14 protein-coding genes are annotated in these 12238 nt (G+C 68.5%); 11 read left to right on the top strand and 3 right to left on the bottom strand.

The annotated features are described in order from the left end of the window. Positions 1 to 20 precede the first annotated feature (20 nt). The 4 genes from J8I35_RS10080 to J8I35_RS10065 all read left to right on the top strand — a co-directional run bounded on the left by J8I35_RS10080 (position 21) and on the right by J8I35_RS10065 (position 1590). Complete coding sequence (locus J8I35_RS10080) at positions 21 to 419, top strand: DUF488 family protein (RefSeq protein WP_209925209.1); 399 nt, start codon at positions 21 to 23, stop codon at positions 417 to 419. A 120-nt stretch (positions 420 to 539) separates the two neighbouring features. After that, positions 540 to 830, top strand: coding sequence for a DUF1488 domain-containing protein (locus J8I35_RS10075; protein WP_209925207.1), 291 nt, complete (start codon positions 540 to 542; stop codon positions 828 to 830). Positions 831 to 846: 16 nt separating this feature from the next. Then, positions 847 to 1086, top strand: coding sequence for a hypothetical protein (locus J8I35_RS10070; protein ID WP_006479066.1), 240 nt, complete (start codon positions 847 to 849; stop codon positions 1084 to 1086). Between the two features lie 153 nt (positions 1087 to 1239). Then, positions 1240 to 1590 (top strand): hypothetical protein, encoded by a 351-nt coding sequence (locus J8I35_RS10065; protein ID WP_050011028.1) that lies wholly within the window; start codon positions 1240 to 1242, stop codon positions 1588 to 1590. 29 nt (positions 1591 to 1619) lie between these two features. On the opposite strand, the gene J8I35_RS10060 is transcribed toward J8I35_RS10065, so the two are convergent. From J8I35_RS10060 to lhpI, 3 genes are all read right to left on the bottom strand, one after another. Further along, the gene (locus J8I35_RS10060) at positions 1620 to 2396 is read right to left on the bottom strand and encodes a helix-turn-helix domain-containing protein (protein ID WP_089489355.1); all 777 of its coding nucleotides are present in this window, start codon (positions 2394 to 2396) and stop codon (positions 1620 to 1622) included. A 16-nt stretch (positions 2397 to 2412) separates the two neighbouring features. Further along, entirely contained in the window at positions 2413 to 2817 is a 405-nt protein-coding gene (locus tag J8I35_RS10055) for a response regulator transcription factor (protein ID WP_050011030.1), read from the bottom strand. 181 nt (positions 2818 to 2998) lie between these two features. Continuing rightward, on the bottom strand, positions 2999 to 3934 hold the full coding sequence (gene lhpI / locus J8I35_RS10050; RefSeq protein WP_209925205.1) for a bifunctional Delta(1)-pyrroline-2-carboxylate/Delta(1)-piperideine-2-carboxylate reductase: 936 nt from the start codon (positions 3932 to 3934) through the stop codon (positions 2999 to 3001). Between the two features lie 263 nt (positions 3935 to 4197). Here lhpI and J8I35_RS10045 point away from each other — a divergent pair, with 263 nt between their 5' ends. The 7 genes from J8I35_RS10045 (at position 4198) to J8I35_RS10015 (ending at position 12222) form a co-directional block, all read left to right on the top strand. After that, positions 4198 to 4935 carry a GntR family transcriptional regulator gene (locus J8I35_RS10045; protein WP_209925203.1) on the top strand — a complete coding sequence of 246 codons (738 nt, stop codon included), beginning with the start codon at positions 4198 to 4200 and terminating at the stop codon, positions 4933 to 4935. Positions 4936 to 5050: 115 nt separating this feature from the next. Further along, positions 5051 to 6172, top strand: coding sequence for a branched-chain amino acid ABC transporter substrate-binding protein (locus J8I35_RS10040; protein WP_209925201.1), 1122 nt, complete (start codon positions 5051 to 5053; stop codon positions 6170 to 6172). 68 nt (positions 6173 to 6240) lie between these two features. After that, positions 6241 to 7248 carry a trans-3-hydroxy-L-proline dehydratase gene (gene lhpH, locus J8I35_RS10035; RefSeq protein WP_089489359.1) on the top strand — a complete coding sequence of 336 codons (1008 nt, stop codon included), beginning with the start codon at positions 6241 to 6243 and terminating at the stop codon, positions 7246 to 7248. A gap of 174 nt (positions 7249 to 7422) precedes the next feature. After that, positions 7423 to 10008 carry a transglycosylase domain-containing protein gene (locus J8I35_RS10030; protein WP_209925199.1) on the top strand — a complete coding sequence of 862 codons (2586 nt, stop codon included), beginning with the start codon at positions 7423 to 7425 and terminating at the stop codon, positions 10006 to 10008. 79 nt (positions 10009 to 10087) lie between these two features. After that, the gene (locus J8I35_RS10025) at positions 10088 to 10966 is read left to right on the top strand and encodes a PilZ domain-containing protein (RefSeq protein ID WP_209925196.1); all 879 of its coding nucleotides are present in this window, start codon (positions 10088 to 10090) and stop codon (positions 10964 to 10966) included. Between the two features lie 223 nt (positions 10967 to 11189). Continuing rightward, complete coding sequence (locus J8I35_RS10020) at positions 11190 to 11519, top strand: DUF4148 domain-containing protein (RefSeq protein ID WP_105132824.1); 330 nt, start codon at positions 11190 to 11192, stop codon at positions 11517 to 11519. A 298-nt stretch (positions 11520 to 11817) separates the two neighbouring features. Further along, positions 11818 to 12222, top strand: coding sequence for a lysozyme inhibitor LprI family protein (locus tag J8I35_RS10015; protein ID WP_050011038.1), 405 nt, complete (start codon positions 11818 to 11820; stop codon positions 12220 to 12222). Positions 12223 to 12238: the final 16 nt, after the last annotated feature.

Raw genomic sequence — 12238 nt, 5'->3', positions numbered from 1 at the left:
CAGGGGAGCAGAGGAGCGACATGGGCATCCGGATCATCCAGCTCGGCACGCCGCGCGCGGCCGGCGAGGGCCTGCGGATCGGCACGGTGCGGCGGCCGCCGCGCGGCGTACCGAAGGCGGAATTCGCGTCGCGCAACTACTATGATGTATGGTTGCCGACGTTGTCGCCGAGCCCCGAGCTCGTCGCGCAAGCGCAGGCCGCTGAAACCGACGCCGAATGGAACGCGTTCAAGCGCCACTTCCGCGCGGAGATGGCGCATGGCGATCCGGCCAAGGTGCTGGACCTGCTGGCCGCGCTGTCGGCGACGACTGTGTTCTCGATCGGCTGCTACTGCGACGACGAAAACCATTGCCACCGCAGCGTGCTGCGCGAGCTGCTCGCGCAGCGCGGCGCGGCGATCGAGCCCGACGCCGGCTGAAGCAGAGGAAGCGGCGGCGCGCGGCTACACCGCGATCGTGCGGTGCAGCGAGCCTGTTGACGTGGGTCAAGCGCGCGGCCGCGCGCGCCACTATGCTCTCGTCATGGAGCCATCACGACGATGACAGACCGACAGATGCACATCGTTTTCCCGTCCGAGCCGCCGGAATATTGCGCGCGCGATCTGGTCGTCGCGTTTTCGGCGCTGGTCGACGGGCGTTGCGTTCAGTGCGCGGTCACGGCCGAGGCGCTGGAAGACCATTTCGGCGCGCGGTCGCTGCTCGAACGCGATCTGCTGGGCGCATTCGACGCGCACCGGTCGGCCATCGAGGCGATGGCACGACGAATGCTCGAGGAAATCGGCGGCCGGCCGGTGCTGCTGCACAGCGGGCACTTCCGGCTCGAAGGCTGATACCGCAGGAGGGCGCATGACACTGCAGGGCAACATTCACGAACGCGACTGGTCGGTCGAAGTGGAGACGCGCCCGTGCGAATCGGGCGAATTCCGCTGCCGCGTGTCGGTCGAGCACGGCGCCGGCGCCGCGCGGTTTCATCATACGTTCGAGCACAGCCACGCGTATCCGACGGAGCGCGAGGCGATGATCGAAGGGTTGCGGGCCGGCATGACGTGGATCGAGATGAAGGCGTCGCAGACCTTCAACGTCTGAACGGTCCCGCGCCTGTCGGGCGCGGGCAGACAATCGGCCGGCCGCGATCGAACAATGCGCGCCGCGCCACGGGAAACACGGGCCGCCCCATCGTGAGGCGGCCGGCACTTGCAAGGCGGTCGACGAGCGGGCGGCCCCGTCAGGAGAGACGACATGGGCGTGGGCATGCAGATCGCCTGCCTCGGATTCACCGGTTCGGCTGCGGTCGAGGCCGAAGCCGGCGCGCAACTGGTGCGACTTGAACGGTTTCGCGCGTGGATCGAAGGCTGCCATCTCGCGATCGAATCGCGCACGGCGGCCGATGGCGCGCGCCGGTACGACGTGCGGCTGGAGCTGGTGATGCGCGACGCGACGCTCCGGTCGCTGCCGCCGTGCGTCGGGGCCGACGTGGACGACGCATTGCGTCTCGCGTTCGCGCAGGCCGAACGGGCGCTGCTCGCGTGGCAGGCAGGCGCCGCAACGGTTGCGCTGCGCGACGCGGCGACCGGCGACGCGATGCGGTGACGCCGCGCCTGTCAGCGCGGCGCCGCGTGTCAGACTCGCGCGAGCGCTTGCGGGTCGATGATGCGCACGCGCTTGCCGCGCGTTTCGACGAGCGCGTCGCGATGGAACCGCGAGAACATCCGGCTGACCGTTTCGAGCTTCATCCCGAGATAGCAGCCGATTTCCTCGCGCGTCATCCGCAGGTTGAATTCGGTCGCCGAATAGCCGCGCGCCTCGAACCGCGACGACAGGTTCAGCAGGAAATGCGCGACGCGCTGCTCGGCCGACATCGTGCCGAGCAACAGCATCTGGCTCGATTCGCGGACGATCTCGCTGCTCAGCATCTGGTAGAGGAAGTGCTGCATCGGCTTGATCTCGCGGCACGCGGCTTCGAGCGCGCCGAACGGGATGATGCACACCACGCTGTCCTCCAGCGCGATCGCGTCGCAACAGTGCTGGCCGCTGCCGATGCCGTCCATCCCGAGCGTTTCGCCGGCGATCTGGAAGCCCGTCACGTGCTCGCGGCCGTCGCGATGCATCATCACCGTCTTGAACGAACCCGCGCGCACCGCGTAGATGCTCTGGAACGGATCGTCGGTGCGGAACAGCGCGTCGCCCTGGCGAACCTGTCGCGTCGTGCAGATGATCGCGTCGAGGCGGCCGTATTCGGCGGGCGTCAGGTGCGGCGGCAGGCACATCGAGCGCATCGCGCAGGCCGAGCAGCGTGCGGCCGGGTGTTTGGCGGCGTCGGCGCGCGCGGCCGGGCGCGGCGGAATCGTCGGCCGGGGTACGACGGATACGTCGGCGAAGGCGGTGGCGGTGGACATGAGGCGCTCCGGCTCGTCAGGGGCGGCGCACGCGAGCGTGCACCAGGGATTCGATGACACGGCATGCGGTGTCGAATTCGACGGTCTTGTCGAAGAAGTAGTCGGCTCCCGCCGTCGCGCATGCCTCTCTGAATGCCGGCGCCGAGTGGTTCGTCAGCACGATCGTGACGATGCGCGGCGCGGCCTTCGACAGCATCCCGATCAGGTCGAGACCGCTGCCGTCCGCGAGCCGCACGTCGACGATCACCACGTCCGCGCGACTGCTGCGGATATGCGTCCACGCGTCCTGGCCGTCTTCCGCTTCGCCCACGACGGCGACGCCGCGAATCGCGCCGACGAGCAGCGCGATCCGCTGGCGGACGGCAACCGCGTGATCGACGAGAAACACCCTGAGTGCGGCGGGTGACAGGCTGGCATTCATGCCGGCAGTATCGTGTTGCGCCGCCGAAATTGAAATCGGCCGAATTGGAACTTCGTGTAGGCCGCTTCGACGCGGTGTAGGGCGTTTCTTACACCGCGTACGGGAAATCGCCGGTGTGAATCCGACGATGCGATGCCGCGCGAGCGGCGCGCACGGTGGCGCGAACGGTTGCGCGGCCGGGTCAGCCGGCGCGGCGCGCGGCCAGTGCGTCGCGCGCGGTGCGGCACGCGGCCAGATCCCACGCGGCGCAGCCGACGCTCTTGAACAGCAGCGGGCCGCCGCGGGCGAAGGTGCCGTTCAGCACGTCGGCGAGCGACGCGACGTACTGCCAGTCGACTTGCGCGACGATCAGGTCGCCGGCTTCGTGGCGCGCGCCGGCCGGATCGTCGACCACGAGCCGGCTGCCCCGCACCGTGTTCGCGTCGATCTCCGCGGCATCCGCGGTGAACGCGCCGACGCCGACCACGAGCCGGCTTTCGCGCGCGGCGTCGCGATAGACGGGCGTGCGGCTCGTCGTCAGCGTGACGACCACGTCGATCGCATCGGGAATCGCGTCGCCGTCGAGCGGCGCGAGCTGCGGCGCATGCGCGCGGTGGGCGGCGCAGAAGGCGGCCGCGCCGTCCGCGCTCGTGCCGCGCACGTGAAGGCGCGCGTCCGGAAAGATCGCGGCGAGCGCTTCCGCGTGATTGGCCGCCTGCTTGCCGGTGCCGATCAGCAGGATGTCGCGCGGCGCGTCGCCATGCAGCGCCTGGATGCCGAGCGCGGTGATCGCCGCCGTGCGGCGGCCGGTGACGGTCGGGCCGTCGAGCGCGAAGCGCATTTCGCCGGTCGTCGCATCGTACGCGGTGACCTGGCCGAGAATCGTCGGCAGCCCGCGTGCGCCGTTGCCGGGGCACACGTTCACGAGCTTGTGGCTCGCCAGATCATGTGCGCTCGACGGCATCGACAGCATCACGCCGCCGCGTTGCAGCGGCACGACCAGGCGTTCGGGGCTGACGATGTCGCCTGCCGCGTACTCGACGACCGCTTGCCTGAGCGTGGCGAGCAGCGCCGGGTAGGCGAGCAGCGCGGCCGTGTCGGCCGCATCGAAAACGGGAATCGGGGAGAAGGCGGTCATCGTGTACGTCTTGGCGGTCAGTGAGCGTGGACGGCGGACGCATGCCGCGCCCGCCGCAGGTCTGCCGGTACCGTGACACAGGGCAGTGTGGATCGAATCTATACCACTTGCTGGCGCGTCGGCAACCCAGAAAATAAAGCGTGCCGGTGATTTTGGTTCTAATATCTGGCCAGAAGGCTCGCCGCTGCCGCGCTGCCCGCGCCGCTCCGGTATAGTGCGAACCCATTCCAGATCCACGCCCGCGAACGGGCAGGAGCCACACGATGATGTCCGCGCGTCCCGACTCACTCGAAGGCGGTTTCAGGCCGCTGCAGATCTACGAGCAGGTAGCCGAAAAGATCCGCGACGAGATCCGCGCGGGGCGCTACGCGGCCGAATCGCGGCTGCCGTCCGAGCGCGAGCTCGCGTCGCTGTTCCAGGTCGGCCGGCCGGCCGTGCGCGAGGCGCTCGGCGCGCTGCAGAACGAAGGGCTCGTGTTCACGAAGCGCAATTCGGGCACCTACGTCGTCGCGGCCCCGCTCGACGTGCTCGCACAGCGCGGCGACGCGCACGCGGCGTCCGAGGCCGACTTCAGTCCGACGTCGACGCTCGACGTGCGGCTGATCCTCGAGCCCGCGATCGCGCGACTCGCGGCCGCTCATGGCCGCGCCGACCCCGGTGCCGAGCGCTATCTCGCGCAAATGGAGACCATCACCGACGTCGACGATCCGCACCAGCGCGCGTTGTGGAACGAGAGCGACCGGCTGTTCCACCGGCAGCTCGCGCTGATGACCGGCGACGCGCTGATCGTGAAGATCGCGGACGAAGTCGCGAAGACGATGGACCAGCCGCTGTGGAAGCGGCTGAAGGACGATGGCATCTACGACGCGGGCCGGATCCGGCTGTACGTGTCCGAGCACCGGTTGATCTACGAGGCGATCGTGTCCGGGGATGCCGATGCGGCCGCGTTCTATGTCGAACAGCACATTCGCCGCGTGCGGCGCGACATTGCGCCAAAATGATGGGAGTGGTTTGGTCTTCAATGTGACCAAAATCCCGATAATTATTTTGAAATTGCTTGCGATGTGACCACGCGTGTCCTACATTGGTTTCACACAAAACCAATCAGGAGACACCATGCGACACCTCATGACCGCGCTCTCGGTGGCCGTGGCCGCCGGCGCGCTGACTTCCGCGCATGCGCAGGAAGTCGTGATGATCGGCCATTCGGCGCCGCTCACGGGCCCGCAGGCCGCCAACGGCAAGGACAACGAAAACGGCGCGCGGCTCGCGGTCGACGAGCTCAACAAGGCCGGCGTGAAGGTCGGCGGGAAGACCGTGACCTTCAAACTGGTTTCCGAAGACGACCAGGCCGACCCGAAGGCCGGCGTGCAGGTCGCGCAGAACCTCGTCGACAAGGGCGTCGTCGCCGTGCTCGGCCCGTACAACTCGGGCGTCGCGATTCCGGCGTCGCGCGTGTATTCGACGGCCGGCGTGCCGATCCTGCCGGTCGCGTCGAATCCGGCGCTGACGAAGCAGGGCTTCAAGAACATCTTCCGGATCGGCGCGAGCGACGAGCAGCTCGGCGGCACGATGGCCACGTTCGCCGCGAAGACGCTGAACGCGAAAACCGCCGCCGTGATCGACGATCGCACCGCGTACGGGCAGGGCGTCGCCGAGCAGTTCATGAACGTCGCGAAGGCGAACGGGATCAAGATCGTCGACCAGGAATACACGAATTCGTCGGCCACCGACTTCCTCGGCATTCTCACCAAGATCAAGGCCGCTAACCCCGACGTGATCTTCCTCGGCGGCTATGCGGCGCAGGGTGCGCCGATGGCCAAGCAGATGAAGCAGCGCGGCCTGCGCGCGAAGCTGCTCGGCGGCGACGGCATCTGTTCGGCCGACATGGGCAAGGTCGCGGGCGAGGCCGCGTCGATCGTCTATTGCGCGCAGGGCGGCGTCGCGCTCGAGAAGACGCCGGCCGGGCGCGAATTCCTGAAGAAGTACCACGACGCCTATCGCACCGATACGCAGGTCTACGGCGTCAACTACTACGACGGCATGAAGCTGCTTGCCGATGCGATGGTCAAGGCCGGCACGACCACCGACAAGGCGAAGCTGATCGCGCAGCTCGCGAAGACGAACTACGCGGGCGTCGCGGGCACCTATTCGTTCGACGCGAACGGCGACCTGAAAGGCGCGCCGACCACCGTCTACGTGATCCGCAACGGCCTGCCGGAACCGTACGCGAAGTAATTGCCGCACGGCCTGTCACCGGACGGCGGCCCGGCCGCCGTCCTTCGCTTCAACGCACCCGATCCCCCATGAAAATTTCCCGATCCCTGTCCACCGTCGAAGTGCACACCGGCGGCGAGGCGTTCCGCATCGTCACGAGCGGGCTGCCGCGCCTGCCCGGCGACACGATCGTCCAGCGCCGCGCGTGGCTCAAGGAACACGCCGACGAAATCCGCCGCGCGCTGATGTTCGAACCGCGCGGCCACGCCGACATGTACGGCGGCTATCTGACCGAGCCCGTGTCGCCGAACGCCGATTTCGGCGTGATCTTCGTGCACAACGAAGGCTACAGCGACCATTGCGGACATGGCGTGATCGCGCTGTCGACCGCGGCCGTCGAACTCGGCTGGGTGCAGCGCACGGTGCCCGAGACGCGAGTCGGCATCGACGCGCCGTGCGGCTTCATCGAGGCGTTCGTCCGGTGGGACGGCGAGCATGCGGGGCCCGTGCGCTTCGTCAACGTGCCGTCGTTCATCTGGGAGCGCGACGTGTCGGTCGACACGCCGTCGTTCGGCACCGTGACCGGCGACATCGCGTATGGCGGCGCGTTCTATTTCTATGTCGACGGCGCGCCGTTCGACCTGCCGGTGCGCGAATCGGCAGTCGAGAAACTGATTCGCTTCGGCGCCGAGGTGAAGGCGGCCGCGAACGCGAAATATCCGGTCGCGCATCCGGAGATCCCGGAAATCAACCATATCTACGGCACGATCATCGCGAACGCGCCGCGCCACGCGGGCTCGACGCAAGCGAACTGCTGCGTGTTCGCGGATCGCGAGGTCGACCGCTCGCCGACCGGCTCCGGCACCGGCGGGCGCGTCGCGCAGCTCTACCAGCGCGGGCTGCTCGCGGCAGGCGACACGCTCGTCAACGAATCGATCGTCGGCACGGTCTTCAAGGGCCGCGTGCTGCGCGAAACGACGGTCGGCGACATCCCGGCCGTGATCCCGGAAGTGGAAGGCAGCGCGCATATCTGCGGGTTCGCGAACTGGATCGTCGACGAGCGCGATCCGCTCACGTACGGATTTCTCGTGCGCTGAGCCGCGGCGCGGGGCACGCCGCCGTCGCGCGGCGTTCCGGTTGTGGTACCAGGTTTGGCGCGTCGCTCCGATTGCCGGACACGCGCCTTTTTTGCGTGAGCGCCGGCGTAACACCGCACCGCGTGTGCCAGCCCAAGGCCGCCGCGGGTCGGACGGCCGCGCGAGTTTGGTACGATGCAGCCTTTTCAGCCGAGCCCCACCCGCGTGAATCGCCGAAACGTGCCGTCAGTGCGTGCCTTCTGTGCCAGATGGGTCGCGCGCGCCCAACCCGTCGCGGCGGCCGCCGTCGCGCGGGTCAAGCCTCTCGCCGCCACCGCGTGGCGCCATGTCCGCCACCCGACGCGCCGTGGCGCGCTGCTCGCCGCCGCCGCCGTGCCGGCGCTGTTCGCCGTGTACGTGGTCGCGCTGATCCCGTTCACGCCGGGCATCGGCGACATCCGCAAGGCGCGCGTCGACCAGCCCGCGCAGGTGCTGTCGGCCGACGGCAAGCTGCTGGCCGAATTCAAGCCGTCGAACCGCGAATGGGTGTCGCTCAAGCAGATCTCGCCGCACATGGTCGACGCGCTGATCGCGACCGAGGATCATCGCTTCTACGAACACCACGGCCTCGACTGGAAGCGCACGGCGTCGGCCGCGCTCCATACGTTCTCGGGCAGCCGCCAGGGCGGCTCGACGATCACGCAGCAGCTCGCGCGCAACCTGTACCCGGACGAGATCGGCCGCGCGCCGACGCTCACGCGCAAGGTGAAGGAGGCGATCACCGCGCTGAAGATCGAGGCCGTCTACAGCAAGGACCAGATCCTCGAGACCTACCTGAACACGGTGCCGTTCCTGTACAACGCGTACGGCGTCGAGATGGCCGCGCGCACCTATTTCGACAAGTCGGCCGACGAACTCGACGTGCTCGACAGCGCGACGCTCGTCGGGATGCTGAAGGGCAACAGCTACTACAACCCGGTGCTGAACCCCGAGCGCGCGCTGCAACGGCGCAACACGGTGCTCGGCCAGATGGTGAAGTACGGCAAGCTGTCGCCGGCGCAGTTCGCGCAGTTGCAGCGCCGGCCGCTGCGCATCGACTTCGAGCGCCAGAAGGAGCCGCCCGGGCCGGCGCCGCATTTCGCGCAGCAGTTGCGCAAGTGGCTGATCGCGTGGGCCGACCGCAACGACTACAACATCTACTCGGACGGGCTGATCGTGCGCACGACGATCGACTCGCGGCTCCAGCAGATGGCGACGCAGGCGCTCACGCTGCAGGGCAATCAGTTGCAGGGCATCGCGAACAACGCGTGGAGCGGCCGCGACGGCTGCGGCACCGACAACGAGGTGTTCCGCACCTTCATGCGCGAATCGCCCGAGTACAAGGCCGCGCAGGACGCCGGCAAGGACGACGCGGCGGCGATGAAGCTGCTCGCGGCCGACCGCGGCTTCCTGCATGCGCTGTGCAAGGCGAAGACCGACGTGCAGGCCGGCTTCCTCGCGATCGATCCGCGCGACGGGCAGATCCGCGCGTGGGTCGGCAGCCGCGACTTCACGCGCGAGCCGTTCGACCACGTCGCGCAGGCGCGGCGCCAGCCGGGCTCGACGTTCAAGCCGTTCGTCTATGGCGCCGCGTTCGCGAGCGGGATGAAGCCGGAGGACACGTTCATCGACCAGCCGGTCGAGATTCCGCTGAAGGGCGGCGAGATCTGGCGACCGAACGATGACGCGCCGCCGACGGGCAAGCCGATGACGCTGCGCGACGCCGTCGCGCTGTCGCGCAACCGGATCACCGCGCAAGTGATGGAGAAGGTCGGGCCGGGCGCCGTCGCGCGGCTCGCGCGCGACATGGGCGTGCGCGAAAGCCCGCTCGAACGCGTGCCGTCGCTCGCGCTTGGCACGAGCCCGGTCACGCTGAAGGAAATGGTCGCGTCGTACGCGACGATCGCGAACGGCGGGCTGTACGTCGAGCCGCAGATGGTCACGCGCATCGAGAACCGCCAGGGCGAGGTGCTCGCCGAATACGCACCGGCGCCGCCCGAGCGTGCGCTCGATGCCGAAACCGACAAGACGCTGCTCGACGTGATGCGCGACGTCGTGACGCGCGGCACGGGCGGCAGCATCCGCACCCGCTTCGGGATCCGCGGCGACGTGGCCGGCAAGACCGGCACGACGCAGGACAACGCGGATGGCTGGTTCATCCTGATGCAGCCGGGCCTCGTCGCCGGCGCGTGGGTCGGGTTCGACGACGGCCGCGTGACGCTGCGCAGCGATTACTGGGGGCAGGGCGCGCACAGCGCGCTGCCGATCGTCGGCGATTTCTTCCAGCGCGCTCAGCGCGCCCGGATCGTCGATACGAAGGCGAAATTCGATACCGAGCCGTCGCCGGGCTGGTTCGGATCGCTGCGCGAGCGCGTGACCGACCTGTTCGACACGTGGTTCCCGCCCGAGGCGAAGAAGGCGCCCACGCCGGTCAGGACACAGCGTATCGAGCGTCCGGCCGAGACCGACGAAGAGGCGGCGTCGGCGGCTTCGGCTGCATCGGCGCCGGATGCCGCGTCCGGCGGCATCGTCGAGGAATGGGTGCCGGCGTCCGAAGTGGCCGCGTCGGCTGCGGCGCTGTCGGCGAGCGCATCGCAGCCTGCGCAGCCGCCGGCAGGCGCCAGTATCACGAGCGGAAGCAGCACCGGCGTCGGCGCCGCCCCGTCGGCCGTGCCGGCTCCGCCACCGCCAGTGCCGGTGCCGGTCCCGGCGTCGCCCGATGCCACGGGTGCGTCGCAGTAACGAAGCCGTTCAGATTCCGCGCGATGCTGCCGTAATCAAGTTGTCACGATAGCTCGCGCGGTCGCTCCGCGCTTCTCCGATGCGGCTTTCCACCGACTACGTCGCGCTCGCGCGCGACGATCTTTCCGCCGGCGTCCCGCTCGGCTTCGACCTCTACGACGCCGACGGTGCCGCGCTGCTGCCGGCCGGCACGACGCTGCAGGATGCCGCGCAGCATGCGTTCCTGTTCGACCATTTCCACCCCGTACGCCGACGCGAGGGCAGCGGCATCGAGCCGAGCGTGCCCGGGGCGGCGGGCGGGCCCGCCACGCGCATGGGCTTGTCGGCGGGCGCCGCGATCGGCATTCGCCGCCGGGTCGGCACGACGCGTGCGCTGCAACGCTGCCGGCTGATCGGTGTCGGTGCGTCGGGCGCGCTGTTCGTCGAACCGCTACCCGCCGCCATGCTCGAGTTCGCACGCGGCGACGACGTTGAAGCGGTGGCGATCGGCGCTGCCGCGGTGTTCCGTTTCGGCGCGACGGTCGAATCGGTGCAGGCGTCAGGCGCCGCGCCGTTCATGATCCTGTCGCCGCCCGGCTTCGTCGACCGGCTGCGTGCGCGCGCGGAGCCGCGCGTGCCGGTGCGCATCGCCGCACGCTGCAGCGGCGGGGCGCAGGGGGCGGAAGGCATCGGAATGGTGCACGACATCAGCCTGAGCGGCTTGTCGATCGCCGTCGACCGGCCGCTCGCGGCCACCGGCGAGCCGTTGCGCGTGCTGCTTCCGTACGAAACAGGCGGCCGCGTCGAGCAACTGGCGCTCGACGGCACGGTGCGGGCCGTGCATGCCGACCCGGCGGCCCCAGCGCTGACGTTGCATCATGCGGCGTTCGGCGACATCGATGCCGACGATCGCGTGCGCCTCAAGGCGTTGCTGTTCGACAGGCAGATGGCGTCGGTGGATACCGCTCGCCCGCGCTGACGCGCTGCCGAGCGTGCCGGATGCCGAAGAGTGGCATTCGGTGTGCGAGCGTCGATAATCGTCTGATGAATCGCGTTATTCCCGCGCGATTGTACGGTTTCGGTCAACAGTGAATTTGCGATTTAAGTATTTACCCTGATAGCCGCGACTCCTAGACTTCTACTCATGCGCAACGACCCCGAGTCCGAAGCGCCTGACAAAACAATCCTGGAGGTAACGCATCATGAAATCGCTGATCAAGGCAGTTGCACTGGCCGCCCTCGTGGCTGCACCGGTCGTCTCGTTCGCCCAATCGAACCAACAGCCGCTGACGCGCGCGCAAGTGCGCGCCGAGCTGGTCCAGCTCGAAAAGGCCGGCTACAACCCGAACGACTGGATCAACTATCCGGAAAACATCCAGGCCGCCCAGGCCAAGATCGCCGCCGCGCAGAACACGGGCGCGCAAGCCGACGCAACCGGTTACGGTTCGAACCCGGTCGCGACGTCCCAGTCGGGCCAGCGCGCGGTCGTGCCGGCCGTCAGCGACCGCTCGTCGGTGTATTTCGGCCACTAAGTCGGCCGTTGTGTCGCGGCCCTGGGGACCGTGGCTGAAGGTTTGTCGAGAAAGCCCGCACTCGGTTCAGTTTCGAGTGCGGGCTTTTTCAATGATGCGCAGCGATCGGATGCTTTCGCCGTCGGGAAAACACGACAACCGGCGAAATCGCGTCTCGGGCGTCACCCCGGCACCCGCTGACAATCCGCCGCGCGTGCGCTAGCATCGCGGTCGATGTCGACGCGGTGGCGCGGCCCATGCACACGGGGCGCAACAAGGCACCGGGTTCCACACTTCAACGAACAACAAAGGAGCATCCATGCGTGTCTTGACCGGTCTGCTGGGCTCGCTGGCGCTGGTGGCGAGCGTCGCCCATGCGCAGGCGAATTGTGCGGACGCGACGGATCAGGCGACGATGACGGCGTGTGCCGATCGCGCGTACAAGAAATCCGACGGGGAACTGAACCGGATCTACCAGGCCGTCACCGCGCGCCTGCGCGGCGCGCGGCCGCTCGCCGACAAGCTCGTGGACGCGCAGCGCGCGTGGATCGCGTACCGCGACGCCGAATGCCATTTCTCGAGTGCGAATGCCGAGGGCGGCAGTGCATACCCGATGGTCGTATCGACCTGCCTCGACGATCTGACCAAAGTGCGCACCGAAACGCTGAAAGGCTATCTGTCCTGCGAGGAAGGCGACCTCGCGTGCCCGGTGCCCGCGAAGTAACGCGTCATGCGCGGGC

Origin of the sequence: Burkholderia sp. CpTa8-5 (genome assembly GCF_017815045.1) — a bacterium.
GTDB classification, from domain to species: Bacteria; Pseudomonadota; Gammaproteobacteria; order Burkholderiales; family Burkholderiaceae; genus Burkholderia; species Burkholderia sola.
Note: the sequence above shows the minus strand (reverse complement) of the source record. Positions and strands in the feature narration are given on the sequence as shown.

Bases quoted from the DNA above. Each gene is read 5' to 3' on its own strand.
- J8I35_RS10025 (WP_209925196.1), top strand. From the start codon at position 10,088: ATGCGGCTTTCCACCGACTACGTCGCGCTCGCGCGCGACGATCTTTCC.
- lhpI (WP_209925205.1), bottom strand. From the start codon at position 3,934: ATGACCGCCTTCTCCCCGATTCCCGTTTTCGATGCGGCCGACACGGCC.
- J8I35_RS10075 (WP_209925207.1), top strand. From the start codon at position 540: ATGACAGACCGACAGATGCACATCGTTTTCCCGTCCGAGCCGCCGGAA.
- J8I35_RS10045 (WP_209925203.1), top strand. From the start codon at position 4,198: ATGATGTCCGCGCGTCCCGACTCACTCGAAGGCGGTTTCAGGCCGCTG.
- J8I35_RS10030 (WP_209925199.1), top strand. From the start codon at position 7,423: ATGCAGCCTTTTCAGCCGAGCCCCACCCGCGTGAATCGCCGAAACGTG.
- J8I35_RS10070 (WP_006479066.1), top strand. From the start codon at position 847: ATGACACTGCAGGGCAACATTCACGAACGCGACTGGTCGGTCGAAGTG.
- J8I35_RS10040 (WP_209925201.1), top strand. From the start codon at position 5,051: ATGCGACACCTCATGACCGCGCTCTCGGTGGCCGTGGCCGCCGGCGCG.
- J8I35_RS10065 (WP_050011028.1), top strand. From the start codon at position 1,240: ATGGGCGTGGGCATGCAGATCGCCTGCCTCGGATTCACCGGTTCGGCT.
- lhpH (WP_089489359.1), top strand. From the start codon at position 6,241: ATGAAAATTTCCCGATCCCTGTCCACCGTCGAAGTGCACACCGGCGGC.
- J8I35_RS10060 (WP_089489355.1), bottom strand. From the start codon at position 2,396: ATGTCCACCGCCACCGCCTTCGCCGACGTATCCGTCGTACCCCGGCCG.
- J8I35_RS10080 (WP_209925209.1), top strand. From the start codon at position 21: ATGGGCATCCGGATCATCCAGCTCGGCACGCCGCGCGCGGCCGGCGAG.
- J8I35_RS10020 (WP_105132824.1), top strand. From the start codon at position 11,190: ATGAAATCGCTGATCAAGGCAGTTGCACTGGCCGCCCTCGTGGCTGCA.
- J8I35_RS10015 (WP_050011038.1), top strand. From the start codon at position 11,818: ATGCGTGTCTTGACCGGTCTGCTGGGCTCGCTGGCGCTGGTGGCGAGC.
- J8I35_RS10055 (WP_050011030.1), bottom strand. From the start codon at position 2,817: ATGAATGCCAGCCTGTCACCCGCCGCACTCAGGGTGTTTCTCGTCGAT.